Source organism: Cryobacterium sp. TMT2-42-4, assembly GCF_004402645.1.
GTDB classification, from domain to species: domain Bacteria; phylum Actinomycetota; class Actinomycetes; order Actinomycetales; family Microbacteriaceae; genus Cryobacterium; species Cryobacterium sandaracinum.
Genome location: NZ_SOFT01000016.1, coordinates 36,678 through 54,352, shown reverse-complemented (window position 1 = coordinate 54,352; position 17,675 = coordinate 36,678). Strand labels below are relative to the sequence as shown.

At 67.0% G+C, this 17,675-nt stretch carries 16 protein-coding genes, 1 tRNA gene and 1 pseudogene; 11 read left to right on the top strand and 7 right to left on the bottom strand.

Annotated elements, in window-relative coordinates; genetic code table 11:
- Window positions 1-11: 11 nt before the first annotated feature.
- The 3 genes from E3O18_RS04845 to E3O18_RS04835 form a co-directional block, all read right to left on the bottom strand.
- Window positions 12-302 carry a WXG100 family type VII secretion target gene (locus E3O18_RS04845; protein ID WP_134395025.1) on the bottom strand — a complete coding sequence of 97 codons (291 nt, stop codon included), beginning with the start codon at window positions 300-302 and terminating at the stop codon, window positions 12-14.
- Between the two features lie 142 nt (window positions 303-444).
- Entirely contained in the window at window positions 445-2,160 is a 1,716-nt protein-coding gene (locus tag E3O18_RS16740) for a HAMP domain-containing sensor histidine kinase (protein WP_134395024.1), read from the bottom strand.
- Window positions 2,161-2,190: 30 nt separating this feature from the next.
- Window positions 2,191-2,883 (bottom strand): response regulator transcription factor, encoded by a 693-nt coding sequence (locus tag E3O18_RS04835; protein WP_134395023.1) that lies wholly within the window; start codon window positions 2,881-2,883, stop codon window positions 2,191-2,193.
- 108 nt (window positions 2,884-2,991) lie between these two features.
- On the opposite strand from E3O18_RS04835, the gene E3O18_RS04830 reads away from it, so the two are divergent.
- The 3 genes from E3O18_RS04830 to E3O18_RS04820 are packed head-to-tail and all read left to right on the top strand — an operon-like array spanning window position 2,992 to window position 5,883.
- On the top strand, window positions 2,992-4,236 hold the full coding sequence (locus tag E3O18_RS04830; protein WP_134417631.1) for an FAD-dependent oxidoreductase: 1,245 nt from the start codon (window positions 2,992-2,994) through the stop codon (window positions 4,234-4,236).
- A gap of 10 nt (window positions 4,237-4,246) precedes the next feature.
- Window positions 4,247-5,158 carry a dihydropteroate synthase gene (folP, locus tag E3O18_RS04825; RefSeq protein WP_134398043.1) on the top strand — a complete coding sequence of 304 codons (912 nt, stop codon included), beginning with the start codon at window positions 4,247-4,249 and terminating at the stop codon, window positions 5,156-5,158.
- Window positions 5,155-5,883, top strand: a complete 729-nt coding sequence (locus E3O18_RS04820; RefSeq protein ID WP_134417630.1) for a pyrimidine reductase family protein — start codon at window positions 5,155-5,157, stop codon at window positions 5,881-5,883. Before folP ends, E3O18_RS04820 begins: the two co-directional genes overlap by 4 nt.
- A gap of 19 nt (window positions 5,884-5,902) precedes the next feature.
- Here the strand turns inward: E3O18_RS04820 and E3O18_RS04815 are convergent, their stop codons facing one another.
- Genes E3O18_RS04815 through E3O18_RS04805 form a run of 3 tightly spaced genes read right to left on the bottom strand, consistent with a single transcriptional unit; the run spans window position 5,903 to window position 9,751 of the window.
- A complete protein-coding gene (locus tag E3O18_RS04815; RefSeq protein ID WP_134395019.1) occupies window positions 5,903-7,558 on the bottom strand; it encodes a DNA repair helicase XPB in 1,656 nt (551 codons plus the stop codon).
- Window positions 7,559-7,598: 40 nt separating this feature from the next.
- A complete protein-coding gene (locus tag E3O18_RS04810; RefSeq protein WP_134417629.1) occupies window positions 7,599-9,473 on the bottom strand; it encodes a helicase-associated domain-containing protein in 1,875 nt (624 codons plus the stop codon).
- A 2-nt stretch (window positions 9,474-9,475) separates the two neighbouring features.
- Window positions 9,476-9,751 (bottom strand): hypothetical protein, encoded by a 276-nt coding sequence (locus E3O18_RS04805; RefSeq protein ID WP_134395017.1) that lies wholly within the window; start codon window positions 9,749-9,751, stop codon window positions 9,476-9,478.
- Window positions 9,752-9,844: 93 nt separating this feature from the next.
- Between E3O18_RS04805 and E3O18_RS04800 the strand changes: the two genes are divergently transcribed.
- Window positions 9,845-10,225, top strand: a complete 381-nt coding sequence (locus tag E3O18_RS04800; protein ID WP_134395180.1) for a cold shock domain-containing protein — start codon at window positions 9,845-9,847, stop codon at window positions 10,223-10,225.
- Window positions 10,218-10,814: a DUF3027 domain-containing protein gene (locus E3O18_RS04795; protein WP_134395016.1), complete on the top strand. Its 597-nt coding sequence runs from the start codon at window positions 10,218-10,220 to the stop codon at window positions 10,812-10,814. The genes E3O18_RS04800 and E3O18_RS04795 overlap by 8 nt, the downstream gene beginning before the upstream one ends.
- 104 nt (window positions 10,815-10,918) lie before the next feature.
- Here the strand turns inward: E3O18_RS04795 and serC are convergent, their stop codons facing one another.
- Entirely contained in the window at window positions 10,919-12,037 is a 1,119-nt protein-coding gene (serC, locus tag E3O18_RS04790) for a phosphoserine transaminase (protein WP_134417628.1), read from the bottom strand.
- A 73-nt stretch (window positions 12,038-12,110) separates the two neighbouring features.
- On the opposite strand from serC, the gene E3O18_RS04785 reads away from it, so the two are divergent.
- From E3O18_RS04785 to E3O18_RS04760, 6 genes and pseudogenes are all read left to right on the top strand, one after another.
- Window positions 12,111-12,818 (top strand): metal-dependent transcriptional regulator, encoded by a 708-nt coding sequence (locus tag E3O18_RS04785; RefSeq protein WP_134395014.1) that lies wholly within the window; start codon window positions 12,111-12,113, stop codon window positions 12,816-12,818.
- 264 nt (window positions 12,819-13,082) lie between these two features.
- Window positions 13,083-13,970 carry a C40 family peptidase gene (locus tag E3O18_RS04780; protein ID WP_134417627.1) on the top strand — a complete coding sequence of 296 codons (888 nt, stop codon included), beginning with the start codon at window positions 13,083-13,085 and terminating at the stop codon, window positions 13,968-13,970.
- Window positions 13,971-14,332: 362 nt separating this feature from the next.
- Complete coding sequence (locus E3O18_RS04775) at window positions 14,333-14,830, top strand: HNH endonuclease (RefSeq protein WP_134417625.1); 498 nt, start codon at window positions 14,333-14,335, stop codon at window positions 14,828-14,830.
- 107 nt (window positions 14,831-14,937) lie between these two features.
- On the top strand, window positions 14,938-15,966 hold the full coding sequence (locus E3O18_RS04770) for a CHAP domain-containing protein (RefSeq protein ID WP_134417624.1): 1,029 nt from the start codon (window positions 14,938-14,940) through the stop codon (window positions 15,964-15,966).
- Between the two features lie 57 nt (window positions 15,967-16,023).
- Window positions 16,024-16,098: transfer RNA gene (locus E3O18_RS04765), tRNA-Arg, on the top strand.
- 250 nt (window positions 16,099-16,348) lie between these two features.
- A pseudogene (locus tag E3O18_RS04760) lies at window positions 16,349-17,424 on the top strand (YihY/virulence factor BrkB family protein).
- Window positions 17,425-17,675: the final 251 nt, after the last annotated feature.

Here is a 17,675-nt window from a genome sequence, read left to right as displayed (position 1 = left end):
GGCGGTCGCGGCTAACGCAGGAAGAGGCGCGCGTTGGCCTGCTCGATCTCGGCGTACTGCTGGCCCGCTTGGTTCAGGGCCAGATTCAATCCCTCCGCGCTCTGGGCCACCTGGTGTTGGGTGGCGCGCCAGTCCGAGACCGCCGCCTGGAACGCGGTGGCTGCCTGGCCCGTCCACGAGCCCTCCAGTGCGGTCAGCTGGGTGATGAGCCCGGCGACCTCGCCCTGGATGCGCCCGATCGTGGCGCGCGCCACGGAGGTGGTGTGGAGCACTGCTTCGCTGTCGACCTGATAGCGGGTCATGGGGGTCCTTTCGGCAGGGGAAGATGCCGATCAGACTACGGAGGCGCCTGCAGCCGCTTCCGTTGGCTGCCGTTGTGCCCTGACAAGTCATCCCCCCGGACGGCGGGGGAGGAACCGCAAGGGTTTGATGGCACCGCACGTGCTACGACGTGATGACGGGGGCGACGCGCTGGGGCGCGCTCGGAGAACAGGCCAGTGGGAACCAGACCCGGAACGTTGCTCCGCCGCCGGGGGTGTCCACGACCTGGACGGTGCCGTTGTGGCTGGCGACGATCGAGGCGACGATCGCCAGGCCGAGCCCGCTGCCGCCGGTCTCCCGTGCACGGGAGGTGTCCGCACGCCAGAACCGCTGGAAGATCTTCTCCCTGATCTGCGGCGGGATACCCTCACCATGGTCGATGACGGCGATGGAGGCGCGCTGGTTTCGGCGGTCGACTGCGACCTCGAGCTCGACCGGGCTGTCCGTCGGGCTGAAGCGTAGCGCGTTGCCCATCAGGTTCGTGATGATCTGGCGGATCTTGTTCTCCTCGGCCATCACCACGGCCTGCACGGTGGCGGGCTCGGTCACCGGAGTCTGTTCCGGAGCCGGCGGCGCAACATCCGCTTTGCGTGGTTTGCGGGTGCGCAGCCGCGCCAGGGTTGCCCCGGCGAAGGAGACGGATCCGCCCGCCGGGTGGTTCGGCTCGTCGGGCTTCGAACCTGGTGCGGCAGCGGAGGGGACTTCTCCCGTCGAGTGAGCGAGGTCGATGGCGGGGCGTTCGGTGCTGTCCTCGATCTCGGCGGGGATCGGAGTGACGACGGTGATGGTGCGACCGGGGGAGGAGGCCATGGCGTCGAGGGCTGCGTCACGGGCGAGCGGCATCAGGTCGACCGGCGCGAGGGCAAGGGGCTTTGTCTCGTCGAGCCGGGCCAGCTCGAGCAGGTCTTCGACGAGGCCGCCCATGCGGATCGCTTCCTTCTCGATGCGCTCCATGGCCTGTGCGATTTCTTCCGGGGTCTGCAGGGCACCCATTCGGTAGAGCTCGGCGTAGCCGCGCACCGAAACGAGGGGAGTGCGCAGCTCGTGGCTGGCGTCGCCGACGAATCGGCGCATCTGGTCGATGGTGCGGGCGCGGTCCTTGAAGAGGCGGTCGATGCGGCTCAGCATGGTGTTGAGCGATCGGTTGAGGCGTCCGACCTCGGTGTTGGGCGTGGCACCGCCGAGCCGCTGGCTGAAGTCGCCATCGGCGATGGCCGCGGCCGTGCGCTCCACCTCTCGCAGTGGTGCAAAGGTAGTGGTCACCAGCAGCCGGGTGAGCAGGGCGCCCACCAACACGACCCCGAGCCCGAACCCCAGGAAAATGGTGAGGTAGGTGGCCATGGTGTTCTCGGTCGGCCTCAACGAGACCGCCATGACCAGAGTGCCCAGGGTTCCCTGCGGCGAAATCACGAGCGGCACGGCGACCGCCAAGAACTCGGTGTCGTGTGCCGAGTCGACCAGAGTCATCGTCTTGCCGTCGAGTTCCATCACGGTCTGCAGATCGAGCGGTGCGGTCAGGATCGGCAGCTCACTGCGCGGGACATCCCGCCAGGTGTGGTCCTTGAGGCTGCCGTGCTCGTCATACAGGGCGACATAGTAGTCCGAAGAGACCACGGCTGTGGTGCCCTGACCGAGAGCCGCCGCCGAATAGCTGTTCGAGGCGGACTGGGCGTCGATCTGCAGCTGCGAATCGACCTGCTGGATCACGTATTGGCGAAGCATGGCCATCGTACCGATGCCGGACACGAGCAGGCCGAGCGTCAGCATCAGGACCGTGACGCCCGTGATTTTGGAACGCAGGGAAATGCGGCTCCACCGCTCCATGAGTGACTGATGCATAGGAGGCCAGTGTATGAGCGCAGCCTGTGACTACGCCTTGGCGGCCTTGAGCATGTAGCCGAAGCCGCGTTTGGTCTGGATGAGGGGTTCGGTCGAGTGGGCGTCCACCTTGCGGCGGAGGTAAGAAATGTAGGACTCGACGATGCCGGCGTCACCGTTGAAGTCGTACTCCCAGACATGGTCCAGGATCTGAGCCTTCGACAGGACCCGGTTCGGGTTCAGCATGAGGTAGCGCAGAAGCTTGAACTCGGTCGGACTGAGTTCGATGGGGGCGTCGCCGACCAGGACCTCGTGGGTGTCCTGGTCCATGGTGAGTTCGCCGGCGCGGATGACCGCGTCTTCGTCGGCGTGCATGGTCCGGCGCAGGATGGCTTTGATCCGGGCCACAATCTCGTCGAGGCTGAACGGCTTGGTGACGTAGTCGTCGCCGCCGACCGTCAGGCCGGTGATCTTGTCTTCGGTGTCGTCCTTCGCCGTGAGGAAGAGGATCGGGGCCGTGTAGCCGGCGGACCGCAGGCGCTTGGTCACTCCGAAACCGTTCATATCCGGCAGCATGACGTCAAGGATGATGAGGTCGGGTTCTTCCTCGAGGACGGCGGAGATCGCCTGGGCGCCGTTTCCGACGGCTCGCACGGCGAATCCGGCGAAGCGCAGGCTGGTGGTGAGGAGATCCCGGATATTGGGTTCGTCGTCGACAATAAGGATGCGGGGGCCGTCAGTCATAAATCTAGTATCTGCGCGTTAGCTGAAGGTTTACTGAAAATGCCCGGTATGCGCGCTGGCGAGTACATTGGGGAGCAAACCAGACTGCCGCGGCGTGGGGAGACCAGAATGAGCATTCCGACTTTTGCGATTGTGGGGGCCGGCTTGGCCGGGGCCAGAGCGGCCGAGGCCATCCGTTCCGAGGGGTTCGACGGGAGCATCGTGCTGCTGGCCGGGGAGACCGACTACCCCTACGTGCGGCCGCCCCTCTCCAAGGACTACCTCGCCGGGCGGGCCGCCCGGGACACGATCGACGTGCACCCGGCACCGTGGTACAACGAGCGGGGCATCGACGTGCGGCTGGGTGCCCGGGTGACCGGGCTGGCGCTCGACACCCACGAGCTGACCCTGCGGGAGGGCAAATCGGTGCGCTACGACAGGTTGCTCCTCGCGACGGGGGCGTCGTCACGGCGCTTTCCCGGCCCGGGCGCAGACCTGGCCGGGGTGCACCATCTGCGCACGGTCGGCGAGTCGCAGGCGCTGCGAGCCGAGCTGGAGCCGGGAAACCGCCGGGTCGTGATCGTCGGGGCCGGCTGGATCGGTCTCGAGGTCGCCGCGGCCGCCCGCGGGTACGGCAACACCGTCACGGTGCTCGGGCGGGACGGCGTGCCGCTGGCCCCGGTGATCGGCGACGAGGTCGGGTCGGTGTTCGCGGAGCTGCACCGCGTGAACGGGGTGGATCTGCGGATGGAAACCAACGTCGAACGACTGATCGGGACGCAGGGGAGGGTTACCGGAGTAGGACTCCCCGGCGGCGAGGTCGTTTCGGCCGATGTCGTCGTCATCGGCATCGGCGCGGTGCCGAACACGGACCTGGCCCGGGACGCGGGCCTGGCCGTCGACGACGGCATCGTCGTCGACGCGGCGTTCCGGTCCATCGACCCGGACGTCTACGCGGTGGGTGACGTCGCCACGGTCTTCCACCCGGTGCTGCGGCACCATCTGCGCGTCGAGCACTGGGACAACGCCGAGCGGGCCGGCGCCGCGGCCGGCCGCTCGATGCTTGACCAGGCGGTCAGCTACGACGCGATCCCGTACTTTTACACGGACCAGTTCGACCTCGGGATGGAGTACTCGGGGTACGGCGCACTTGCACGGGATGCGGAGGTCGTGTTTCGCGGTGACCCGGCGAGGCGGGAATTCATCGCGTTCTGGGTGTTGGACGGCAGGGTCGTCGCCGGCATGAACGTCAACGTGTGGGACGTCAACAAGACGGTGCAGCGCTTCATCCGGACGGAGGTGCGGGTCGACACGACCCGGCTCGCGGATGAGAGCATTGAACTGGACGAACTTCTCGCCGGAGCACCCGACTGAAGGACCTGACATGGACAACGTGACCACTCGACCTGGCCCGGCGCTGCCCGACCTGCTCCATCCACGGCGACTGATCGGCGAGAGACTGTTCGATTTTTCCCGTGAGGTGGCCGTGATGGCCATCGTCAACCGCACGCCGGATTCCTTCTACGACAAGGGAGCGACCTTCGCTCTTGACGAGGCCGTCACGGCCGCCCGGCGCGCCATCCTGGACGGCGCCGACTGGGTCGACATCGGCGGGGCGAAATTCGCGCCCGGCCCGGCCATTCCGATCGAGGAGGAGATCGACCGGGTCGTCCCGGTGGTCGAGGCCCTGCGCGGCTCGGGCGTCGTCATCTCCGTCGACACCTTTCATCCCGCCGTAGCGCGCGCCAGCCTGGCCGCCGGCGCCCACGTGATCAACGACACCACCGGGGTGCACGACCCGGCCATGGCTGATGTCGTCGCGGACAGCGACGCGACGCTGGTGATCACCCACAGCCTCGCGCCGCCGCGCACACCGTGGCCGGGGCCCACCTACGGCGACGTGGTGCACGAGGTCGCAGCCTTCCTGGATGAACGGGTCGAGCTGGCCCGCAGTCGCGGCGTCCCGGCATCCCGCATCATCGTCGACCCTGGGCACGACCTGAACAAGAACACCTACCACTCGCTCGAGCTGACCCGGAGGCTCGGCGAGATCACCGCGCTCGGCTACCCCACTCTGGTCGCCGTGTCGAACAAGGACTTCATCGGGGAGACGCTGAACCGTGAGCGGGGCGACCGGATCGCGGGATCGCTCGCCGCCGCCGTCTACAGCATCCTGCAGGGCGCCCGGATCGTGCGGATGCACAACGTCGTCGCCGCGGTCGACGCCGTGCGTATGACCGAGGCGATCCTGGGCTTCCGCGAACCGGCGTACGTGCGCCACAACCTGGCCAGATGATGCTGGATCGTGACGAGCTGAACATCCGTTACCGGGTGCCTGACCGCACTCTGCCCCACCTGCGAGTGAATTTCATCGCCAGCCTCGACGGCGCCGCCACCCGGGAAGGCGTGAGCGGCGGGCTCGGGAACGCCGACGACAGGCTCGTCTTCGATACCCTTCGGATGCTCGCCGACGTGATCGTGGTCGGTGCGGGCACGGTGCGCGCCGAGGGGTACGTCGGCATCCGTCAGGGCCCCGCGGATGCCGCGTGGCGGGTCCGGCACGGACTTCCGGCGCAGCTGCCCGTCGCCATCGTGTCCTCACGGCTGGACCTCGAACCGAGCCACGCGCTATTCGCGGACGCCGCCGTGCGGCCGCTGGTCGTGACGCACGCGGCGTCACCGCTGCGGCGACGCGCAGAGCTCGCAGAGGTGGCGGACGTGCTGGTCTGCGGGGAGGCCGCCGTGGACCCGCGGCTGATGCGGGCGGAGCTGGCTCGGCGCGGTCTGGCGCAGATGCTCTGCGAGGGTGGGCCGAACCTGTTCGGTGCGCTGATCGACGCCGACTGCGTCGACGAGCTGTGCCTCACCGTCAGCCCCGTGCTCGAGGGCGGCCCGGCCGGACGGATCTCCGCCGGTGCCGCCGCCATCACCCGGGGGATGTCCCTGCTGCACGTGCTGACCGCCGGGGACATGCTTTTCCTGCGCTATGCCCGCCGGAGGGCGTCCTCTCCGAGCGTCTGACCGGCCGTTTCACCGCCGGTCAGACGGCGACGACCTGCGCGTCCAGATTCTGCGAGTCAAGGATCGTGTAGCTGTAGCCCTGTTCGGCGAGGAAGCGCTGGCGGTTCTGGGCGAAGTCTTGGTCGACGGTGTCGCGGGCCACCAGCGTGTAGAAGTTCGCGGACAGGCCTGACTCCTTCGGCCGCAGAAGCCGGCCGAGGCGCTGCGCCTCCTCCTGGCGTGAGCCGAAGGAACCCGAGACCTGGATGGCGACGGTGGCCTCCGGCAGGTCGACCGAGAAATTCGCGACCTTTGACACCACGAGCAGGTTCTCCTCGCCGACCCGGAAGGCCTGGTAGAGGCGCTCGCGCTCGTCGACAGGGGTCGCACCGGTGAGCTTGGGGGCATTCAGGGCCTCGGCGAGCTCGTCGATCTGGTCGAGGTACTGGCCGATCACGAGGATGCGTTCTCCGGGGTGCTTGGCCACCAGGCGCTTGACGACTTCGAGCTTCGCGGGTGCGGTCGCGGCCATCCGGTAGCGCTCGTCGTCGGCGGCGGCGGCATAGCTGAGTCGCTCGGACTGGGGCAGGTCGATGCGCACCTCGAAGCAGGAGGCTGGGGAAATGAAGCCCTGGGCCTCGATCTCCTTCCAGGGTGCGTCGAACCGCTTCGGGCCGATGAGGCTGAATACGTCGCCCTCGCGGCCGTCCTCGCGCACCAGGGTGGCGGTGAGGCCCAGGCGGCGGCGGGCCTGCAACTCCGCGGTCAGCTTGAACACGGGGGCCGGCAGCAGGTGGACCTCGTCGTAGATGACGAGGCCCCAGTCCATGGCGTCGAGTAGCTCGAGGTGCGCGTATTCGCCCTTCCGTTTGGCGGTGAGGATCTGGTAGGTCGCGATCGTGACCGGCTTGACCTCCTTGACCTGCCCGGAGTACTCGCCGATCTCGTCGGCGGTGAGGGTCGTGCGCTTGAGAAGTTCGTCGCGCCACTGACGGGCAGAGACCGTGTTGGTGACGAGGATGAGCGTGTTGGTCTTGGCGGTGGCCATGGCCCCGGCGCCGACCAGCGTCTTTCCGGCCCCGCAGGGCAGCACGACCACGCCGGAGCCGCCGTCGAAGAAGCTGGAGACGGCCTTGTTCTGGTAGTCCCGGAGCGCCCAACCGTCTTCCAAAAGACCGATCGGATGCGGCGTTCCCGGCGTGTAGCCGGCGAGGTCCTCGGCCGGCCAGCCCAGTTTCACCAGTTCCTGTTTGAGCTGGCCGCGCGCCCACGGCTCGACCAGGAACGAGTCCGGCGACGGATGCCCGATCAGGAGGGGCGCGATGCGCCGGGCCCCGGCGATCTCGGTGAGCACGGCCTGGTCGGTGCTCTGCAGGATGAGCTGACCCTCGGCGTCACGTTCGATGATGAGCCGGCCATACCGGCCGACCGTCTCGGTGATGTCCACGCTGACGGTCTGCGGGATGGCGAACTTCGAGTACTTTTCGAGCGTGGCCAGCATGTTGGAGGCGTCGTGCCCCGCGGCGCGGGCATTCCACAGCCCCAGCCGGGTGATGCGGTAGGTGTGGATGTGCTCGGGGGCACGCTCCAACTCGGCGAACACGGCCAGGTCGTGGCGCGCATCCTCGGCGAGAGGGTGGGCGACTTCGAGCAAAACCGTACGGTCACTTTGGACGATCAGTGGGCCATCAGACATAGCCGTTAATCCTACGCCCGGTCAGCGTGAAGGCCCGCACCTACGGCGCCGGCGTGATGCTGATGATGCTGGACAGAGGCAGCGTGCGTTCGATGTCGGCGCGGCGGTCCCTGGCCCGGAAGCGCCCGCCGCCCACACTGGCCGGCTCGAGCAGATAGTCAACCACCACACCGCCGGGCATGGCGATGCTGACGACGACGGTCTGCTTCGCCTTGATCGCCAAGTCGAGCTGGCGGGCGAGCCAGGCATCCGCTGCCTGGCCCTCTCCGCCATCGGCGGCACGCAGCCTCTCGACCAGGGCGACGGCCGGATCCGGGGCATCCACCGGCACGACCCGAGCGAGCTGGTGGCGGCGCAGGTGCACGATCTCATGTGTGGCGTCCTCCGCGGCGACCGGGTAGCGCGCATCGCTGAGCGCCCAGAAGACCACGTCGGAGGGGAACCGGCTGGTCAGTCTGCTGCCCTCGGCAGGCACAAGGCCGAGGGAGGCGAGCGTCTGGTCCACGGCAATGGTGCTCAGCAGGGCTGCGTCGTCGGACTGGACATAGGCCTGGGCTGGCGACTCCATCGGTTCCGTCGGGCCGACGCGCACGCGCCCATAGCGGGCGGCGGATTCCCGAATCAGGTAGTCGACGGGCTGTGGGATGCCGGTCAGGGAGACCGTGCGCAGGAAATCGAGCAGTGACTCCGCGCTTTCGCCGGCCGCCAGGGCGCGGTTCACGGAGTTGGCGGTGATGCGGTAGCTCAGGGCGAGTTCCCGGCTCTCCACGTCGGCGAGCCCACGCAGGCGGCTGTCGATCGAGGGAGCGAGCGGTCCGGGGGACACGATCGACAGGTCGTTCTGCAGGTACACTGCACCGCCGGTCGCCGGCAGCGCGGCCGCCATGGTGGCGACGGCCGCCTCGAGGTCGCCGGCCAGCACCGAAGCACCGGCCGGGCTGGTGATCTGGTGGGCGGTGATGCCGATCAGTTCGGCGTCCTCGGCGAACTCGGTGACCCGGTCGTCCATCCACTGGCCACCGGCCGGGTAGAGCCAGGCCACGAAGCTGCGCAGCACGTCGCCCCAGGACACGCCGGGCCGGCGGGCGAGGATCCCGCGCACATCCGGCGGCAGGGCCGCATGCCAGGCGGCGGCCAGGGTCGCCCAGCGGCGGGCGGTGCTCTCGAGCAGCCAGGCCTCGCCGGCTTCGGTTTCATTCCAGTAGCCGTCGGAATGGGCGATGAGTTCGGCTCGGGCCGCGGTCGCGACGAAGGAGGGCACGAATTCGAGTTCGACCCCCATCACGGCGGCCAGGCGCTTGGTGTCGGGCAGGCCAAGCCCGCCCCGGCTGAGCTCCCTGGCCGGCTCGCGGGCGAGCTCGGAGACCAGTTCGGCGATGGAGGACACCGCGGCGAAGGCACGCTCCGCCGCGAGACGGTCTGTGAAGCGGGTATCGGTGGCGTCGACACTGGCCAGCGCCGCGGGTGCGGGCGTCGAAGCCAGCTCGAGCGCGGTCGGCAGGCTCCGGTCCGGCCAGGTCAGCAGTTGCGCGGCCACCGCCGGGTACGGACTGAACCGCCCGTCGGTCAGGCGCGCGAGCATGAGTGAGTCCAGTTCGGCGGCACGGCCGGCGACCTCGGCCACGTCGACGGGCGAACCAGCCAGTTCGGACAGGCGCTCGGCGAGGTCGAACAGCGACGGCGTGGCAGCCGTGCCGACCTCCGTTCCCTGGCTGAGCTCACCGGCGACGGCGAGAACGGCGAGGGTGGCCCGGTCGAGCCGTGCCAGCACCCGTTGGATCGCGTCCGGCTCGAGGAGAGCCTCGGCCAGGTCGAAGAAATCACGGATGCCCGTGGCCGAGACCATGCGGATGTCGATCGTGCGACGCAACGTTGCGTCATCTAGCGCCCGAAGGCGCGAAGCGAGTGTGAGCATTGCTACTCCTTATTCTGTCGTGCCTCACGAGCGCGACGCGTGCCGGACATCACCATGAGGACGATGATCAGCACGAATCCGAGAGGCAATCCAAACAGCGGCAAAGCAAGCACCGCCGGCCAGACCCCCTGGCCGAAACCGTTGTCCGCCCCGGCCCCGGCCGCTGTGCCGAGGATGACGGCAAGGAACGCGAGGATGGACAGACCCACCACACCCGCAACCATGTAAGCAAGGATGCGTTCGAGCCGGCTCACGGCGGGTGGAGTTCGATTGGTCACAGTCTCAAGGATACGGGGCGGGAACCGGTCCGACCGAATAGGCTGAGGGTGGTTGACGCGCATTCCGCGCGCCCGGAATCCAGCGAGGTCCAGATGCCCACCGGCAAGGTCAAGTTCTACGACGAGGAGAAAGGTTTCGGCTTCATCACCTCCGATGACGGCCACGAGGTCTTTCTCCACGCTTCTGCACTGCCCGCCGGAGTCACGGTCAAGACAGGAACGAAGCTCGAATTCGGCATCGCCGACGGCAAGCGGGGCGCTCAGGCGCTGTCCGTTCGCGTTCTCGAGGCACCGCCGAGCCTGGTCAAACTCAGCCGCAAGCCGGCTGACGACATGGCCGTCATCGTCGAGGACCTGGTGAAACTCCTCGACGGCATCGGAGCGAGCCTGCGTCGCGGCCGCTACCCCGACAAAACCCACAGCCACAAGATCGCGGCCATGCTGCGCAAGGTCGCGGAGGAACTCGATGCCTGAGGTCGCTGCCGACGAGCGCCTGCTGTCCGCGGTCGACCAGGCGCGCACCGCGCTGCTAGAGATCACGCCGGCCGACAGCATCGGCGAACCCCTCGGCCATTTTGTCGAAGGCGAGCATGTGCTCTCGCTGCTGTTCGACTGCAACCTGTCCGGCTACCCGGGCTGGCGTTGGACGGTCACCCTCGCCCGGGTGGACGAGAACTCCGAGCCGTCGGTTCTGGAAGCCGAGCTCACGCCGGGCGACGACGCCCTGATCGCGCCGGAGTGGGTGCCGTGGTCTGACCGCCTGGCCGACTACCGCACGGCCCAGGAACTGGCCGTGGCCGTGGCCGTCGCTGAGGCATTGGGTGATGATGACGAATCGGACGACGACGACGAGTCAGACGACGAGTCAGACGACGACGAAGACCGCGGCGAAGATGTGCTTGACGGGATCGACTTCGGTGAGGCGCTAACGGCGCCGGAACCGTACCCAGACAATCCCGAGCAGGCCGAGACCGAGGCCGATGAGGGCAGCCCAGAGCCACCAGCCCACTCCGGCGGCGGCGAGTTCGCCCCGAAAGACGAGCGCGAGCGCGAGCGCCACTAGCCAGCCGGCGGAGCCCGCAAGGAAAGCCTTGCGGGCATCCGTTCGAGCCGGCAGCGGGTCTGGCCGACGCTCACTGTCTCTCAGCCAGAGCCGCATGCCGAGGCCTACTTGCCCAGGTTCTGCACCACGAACTCGATCGAGCGGACGAGCTGGCGCACGTCTTCGGGTTCGATCGCGGTGAAGGTGGCAACCCGCAACTGGTTGCGGCCGAGCTTGCGGTAGGGCTCGGTGTCGGAGATCCCGTTGGCGCGCAGGGTCTTGGCGATGGCGGCGGCATCGATCGCGTCGTCGAAGTCGATCGTCGCGACCACCTGTGAGCGGTGCTCCGGGTTGGTGACATACGGCGTCGCGAACGGCACGCTCTCGGCCCAGTCGTAGAGAACGGATGACGATTCGAGGGTGCGCGCGGACGCCCACGCCAGGCCGCCGCTTCCATTGATCCAGTCGAGCTGGTTCTCGATCAAAAGAAGCGTGGCCACGGCCGGAGTGTTCAGAGTCTGGTTGAGGCGCGAGTTGTCGATCGCGTTCTTCAGGCTGAGGAACTCGGGAATGTAGCGCCCGCTCGCGGCGATTTGCTCGACGCGCTCGATTGCGGCGGGGGAGAAGAGCGCCATCCACAGGCCCCCGTCGGAGGCGAGGTTCTTCTGCGGCGCGAAGTAGTAGACATCCGCCTGGTCGGCCTCGTAGTCGATACCGGCCGCCGCGCTCGTGGCGTCGATCACCGTCAGGGCGTTGGGGTCGGCAACCACGCGGGTGACCGGAGCCATGACGCCGGTCGAGGTCTCGTTCTGGGGCCAGGCGTAGACGTCGATACCCTCGGTCACGACGAACTCGCTGCGCGATCCGGCCGGGGCCTTGACCACGTCGGGCGCTTCGAGGAACGGAGCGGCCGCGGCCGCGGCGAACTTGCCGCCGAACTCGCCGAAGACGAGGTTCTGGCTGCGGCGGAGAATAAGGGAGAACGCGGCGGCGTCCCAGAACGCTGTGGACCCGCCGTTGCCGATAATGACTTCATAACCGGCCGGGGCGCGAAGGAGGTCCGCGAGGCCGGTGCGCACGCGACCGACCAAGTTTTTGACGGGTGCCTGGCGATGGGAGGTGCCCATCACGCTCGCGCTGAACTTTAAGAGGTGTTTGAGTTGTTCTTTTCGGACTTTCGACGGGCCGCAGCCAAATCGTCCATCATCGGGCAGAAGTTCCGTGGGAATTTTCAGGTTCGACATAGGGCGATTCTAACGGCCGCTCTCGCGGCGATAAGGTTGGGCAGTACGTACCGAGCCGAGAGGAGCGCTGGGCATGACGGATCTCATCGACACCACCGAAATGTACCTCCGCACGATTCTCGATCTCGAAGAGGAGCACATCGTTCCCCTCCGGGCACGCATCTCGGAACGCCTCGGGCACTCCGGGCCGACCGTATCGCAGACCGTGGCCCGGATGGAGCGGGATGGTCTCGTAGTCGTCTCCGGCGACCGGCATCTTGAGCTCACCGTTGACGGGCGCAGTAAGGCCGTGCATGTGATGCGCAAACATCGGCTTGCGGAACGCCTGCTCAGCGACGTAATCGGGCTCGAGTGGGAATTCGTCCACGACGAAGCATGCCGCTGGGAGCATGTGATGAGTGAGCGGGTGGAGCGCAAGATCCTGGAGATGCTCGATCACCCGACCGAGTCTCCGTATGGCAACCCCATCCCCGGGCTCGATGAGCTGGGCGATTCGCCGGCCGTCGCGTTCATGGCCGGGGTGACGAGCCTTGTCGACCTGGTCGCCGGAACTGCCGGACCGGTCGCCGCCGTGGTGCGCCGTCTGGGCGAACCCGTTCAGGTCGACCCCGAGCTCCTGGCCCAGCTGAAGAACTCCGGTGTGCTCCCCGGGGCCACGGGGGTTTTCTCCGCCGTGGGCTCCTATGTGCTCGTGCAGGTGCATGGGTTCGAGGACGGACTGGAACTGCCCAACGAGGTCGCCGGCCACATCTTCGTCGCCACACCGGCAGCGGTCGCCTAGCCATTCGGCGGACCCCGCCGGCCCCGTTGTCGTTGTGCCCTCGCCCCCACGATTTTGTTATCAATATGTTAGAAAATGTGGCCTGCGGCGTGACAAACGGATGGGCGTCAGTTAGCTTGGTTCCGTCCACAGTCCAGATTCCGGTCGACGGACACGAATCAAGACGCCTTTCTTTCCCGTCTCTTGATTCGTTCCTCACACACGCGACGAGCGCAGTGGACGGGGCAACTACCTAGTGTTGTCGAGGCGCCGGAGGTAAACACTTTGGCCGCATTAGGTAAGAAGATTCTCCGTCGAGCCCCGAACTCGATAGCCACCACCGGGTTCATCACCCGCGGTTCCATCACCCGCGCTTCCCTCCCCAACGACGCCGAGCACGCCGAGCTCAGCCACTATCGGGCCGCCAGCCCCAGTTCCGGCGCGCGGTCACGCCGCCAGGGCGCCGTGGCGAACATCGTGTTCATGACTCTCGCCGGCGGCCTCGTCGCGACCATGGCCATCCCGGCGTATGCGTTCGCGCCGACCGAAGCGGAGTACGCGTCCACGGCCTCGGCCGAGTTGACCCAATCGGGTGCGCAGTCCGTGGCGGTCGGCGCCGCGGCCGATACTGTGAGCGTCACGCGCGACGGGTTCACGGCCACCACCCCCGAGGAGCTGGCGGCAGCGGCCGCAGCTGCGGCGGCGGTTGCCGCGTCCGAGGCAGCGGCCGCCGAGGGGCGCCGACAGGAAGCCGCGGCCGCGATGACCTCCTACGCCGCGTCGTATTCCGGCCCGTCGTCGGCCGACTACCTGGCTGCCCCGGCATACCCGAAGTTCGACCTGGCATCCGTCTACAGTGTCGCGGCCGGCTACCAGGGTGTTCCCTATGTCTACGGCGGGGCCACCCCGGCCGGCTTCGATTGTTCCGGGCTCATCATGTACGTCTACGCGCAGTTCGGCATCTCGCTGCCACATTCCTCGACCGGGCAGGGGGCGGCGGGCACCCGAATCCCCGAATCTGAGGCTCAGCCGGGTGACCTCGTCATCATGGACGGCCACGACGGGTTCTATGCAGGCAACGGCAACATCCTGCACGCGCCGTATGAGGGAGCGGCCGTGCGCGTGCAGCCGATCTGGACCAGCTCGTACTACATCGTGCGGCTCGGCATCTGAGCCTGCCGGAGGTCCGAGCCGCCCGCCCGCCAGATGAATGTTTCGTAACACCTAGCACATTCGGCGTCCCGCACTTCGCGGTGGCGCCGAATGTGGGTTAACCTGTTGCTCTGATGTTTTGCGAGTCTTCGGGAGAGCCCATGCGCGAGCGGCGCACGATCCACACCATGGATGTGCGCTGCCGCTCTGCGCTGCGGCAGAGCAGTCGAGCAAACTTGAGTTGCGCGTGTCAGGGACATCGTGTGGCCGGTAGGGCGTTGTCATGGTGACAGCGCCCTTTTTGTTTGCCTGTTCGCTCCTTCTCACTGACTGTCGTAGTTCGAATGGCTGGAAGCCGTCCAGCCCTTTTCGAAAGGGAACGCATGCGCACACTGGTCCTCAATGCGGGGTATGAGCCCCTTGCCGTGGTGTCCTTCAAACGAGCACTCGTGCTGGTCATGAATCAAAAGGCAACGATCGTGCAGGCCGACCAGGGGCATCCGATCTGTGCCGCCTCCGGTTCCTGGGAGCGGCCGAGCGTCATCTTGCTCACGCGTTACGTGCGCATCCCGCGGTCCAGGGCCGTGCCGGTCAGCCGTCGCGGGGTGCTGCGCCGGGACGAGCATCGCTGCGGGTACTGCGGCAAGACCGCCAGCACGATCGACCACGTAATGCCCCGGTCGCGCGGCGGCCGGGACACCTGGGACAATCTCGTGGCCTGTTGCCTGCGCTGCAACAACCTCAAAAGCGACCGGACGCCGGCCGAGATGGGCTGGAAACTCCTGTTCCACCCGGGATTGCCGGTCGGCACGACCTGGGTGGTGCGCGGCGCGGAGCGGCCGTTGCCGCAGTGGGATGAATTCCTTGCTCCTGCCGCCTGACCCGCGAATGTAACAGGGATGTAACGCCAGAAGGTGACTTCCTGGTCGCCATCGCCTAGGGTTGAGGAGCGCCGAACCTCGATCTCGGTGTGTTAGAGGATCATCTGTTGCCCCAATCCGGCGTACCCGGCACTTCTGGTTCGCCAGAGACCCCGATTTTTCCGCTCTCGCGCCGCGAACTGCGTGCGCAGCGTGAGGCGGCAGAGGCTCGAGCCGACGCCACCGTGAACATTCCGGTGCGCATGGACGCGCCGGTGGCTGTGCGCAGTCCCGATGCGGTTGGGGTGGCGGAAACCAAGATTCTGGATCTCAAAAAAGCGTCGATCGTGACGCGGAGCAACCGGCTCAATCAGGTCGTTTCGCCTCGGGTCGCTCCGGCCGTCAGCCGCCCGGTGCCGCGGTCGCGCCGCCGACGGCCCATGAAAATCGCGGTGACCCTGTTGGCCATTCCGGGACTGTTCCTCACCGCCGGCCTTCCGGCGTATGCGTTCGCGCCCGGTGCGAGCGACACCGCCTCGACGACGTCACGGGTTGCCGACACGCAGGGCGTCACGGTGGACAGTGGCGCCGCAGCCATCACCGTCGCTCGCGACGGTTTCACGGCGACCACGAGCGAGGAACTCGCCCAGCGGGATGCCGAGGCCAAGCGTGCACTGGCCGCCCAGCAGACCGCCGAGGCCGCCCGATCGGCTGCCACCGACTTCGCCGTATACAGCGTGCGCGCCAAGGGCGACGACTACCCGTGGTTCGACCGGGCCACCGACACCCAGGGCGGCGGACTGTCTCCGCTTGGCTACTATTACCGCGAATGCGTGGACTTCGTGGCATACCGGCTCAACCGCGACGCCGGGTCGACCGGCTCCCCGTGGACCTGGACCTGGAGCAAGCTCACCCCCAGCGGCGGCAACGCGAGCAACTGGGCCAGCGCCTGGGCCGATCAGGGCTGGGCCACCGGCGACACTCCCGTGGTCGGCGCGGTCGCCTGGTTCAACTACAACCACGTGGCCTACGTGCAGTCGGTCAACAGCGACGGCTCGGTCATTCTCGAGGAATACAACTGGAACGGCAGTCACGCGTACAACACGCGCACCGTGTCGGCCAGTGAGGTTCCGCTCTTCCTGTACCCGCCGACGTAAGCGCGTCGCAGCGGTGCGCTGCGGCGCCGGCAGACAACCGCTAAACTTCAGTGGCCAGCCTCTGTAGCTCAACGGAAGAGCAGTTCCGTCCTAAGGAAACGGTTGGGGGTTCGAATCCCTCCAGGGGCACCACGAGTCATCCGTCGATGCCGACCGGCCAGCACATAGCCCGTGTGACGACGTGTCCACGGAGCGGTCGACTTCTTCCTTTAGAGACGGGGAAATTCGCGTTTCGTCACGGAAATAGTGTGATTGACCTGATGTGCAGAATTGGCTTGAAGTCCTTCCCGGAGTCAATGAAACTAATCGAACTCACTCAGCGGCGGCGCAACGGATGCGCGCACGAATCGATCGCTGGCGAAGCCGAGGAGAGCACCCACGGTTGGAAATAGCGCGCGCGAAAAAATGCGAGCGAGCACCGGCGCCTGACGATTCCCGCAAACCCGACTCGCTGAGCGAGATCGCCAAGCCGTCCTGGCGGTATGTGCTGCGCAAGACCCTGCGGGAGTTCACGGCAGACCAGTGCCCGACCTCGCCGCCGCCCTCACCTACTACGCCGTACTGTCGATCTTCCCCGCACTGATTGCGCTGGTCTCGCTCCTGGGAGTGTTCGGTCAGGGTGCAAACTCGACGAACTCTATCCTGTCGCTCGTTGACGAGGTCGCGCCCGGCGACACGGTCGACACTCTGCGCGGCCCGCTCGAGCAGTTCAGCGCGTCGCCGGCGGCCGGCGTCGCCCTCGTCGTCGGGATCCTGTTGGCGCTGTGGTCGGCATCCGGGTACGTCGGCGCGTTCAGCCGGTCCATGAACCGCATCTACGAGATCGACGAGGGCCGACCGTTCTGGAAGCTGCGCCCGATGCAGCTGGGCGTGACCGTGGTGTGCATCCTGCTGATAGTGGTGGCGCTTGTCGTTCTGATCGTGTCGGGTCCGGTCACCGATGCGCTCGGCAGCGCTCTCGGGTTGGGGCCGGTCGTCCAGTTCGTCTGGTCCGTCATCAAGTGGCCCATCCTGGCGGTAGCCGCCGTATCGATCATCGCAATCCTGTACTACGCAACTCCCAACGCCCAGCAACCCAAGTTCCGGTGGATCAGCCTGGGTGCGTTACTCGCATTCCTCACCTTGGTGATCTCCTCATTCCTGTTCGGCCTCTACGTCACCAACTTCTCCAACTACGACCGCACGTATGGTTCCCTGGCCGGTATCGTGGTGTTCCTGCTCTGGCTATGGATAGCCAACCTCGCCCTGCTCTTCGGTGCCGAATTCGACGCCGAGCTGGAACGGGGCCGTGAGCTGCAGGCGGGCATCGCCGCAGAAGAAGAACTTCAGTTGCCGCCGCGGGACACCCGCAAGAGCGACAAGGCCGCCGACAAGGTACGCGAGGACATCACGATCGGCCGACGTCTGCGGCTGAAAAGCAAGACGAGTGACGACCCCGAAGCGACGAAGCAGCAGTGAAAGCACTCACCAGGCGAGCCCCGAAAAAGGTCTAGATCACGGCGGTGACCAACCCCGAAATCCACAAGCCCACGAAACCATATGTGTCGTGGGAATGGAGGGCGTCTGGCCGGTGTGCACCTGGCGTTGGAGAAGAACCGACCGACCCGCTCGCCGTGGAGGACGTCGTCACCCACCGCCCTGCGTCCTGCGTTGTGCATTGCCGCCGGCGGTGCCAGTCTTGACGGATGCTGTTTCGGGGCGTTCCGGGA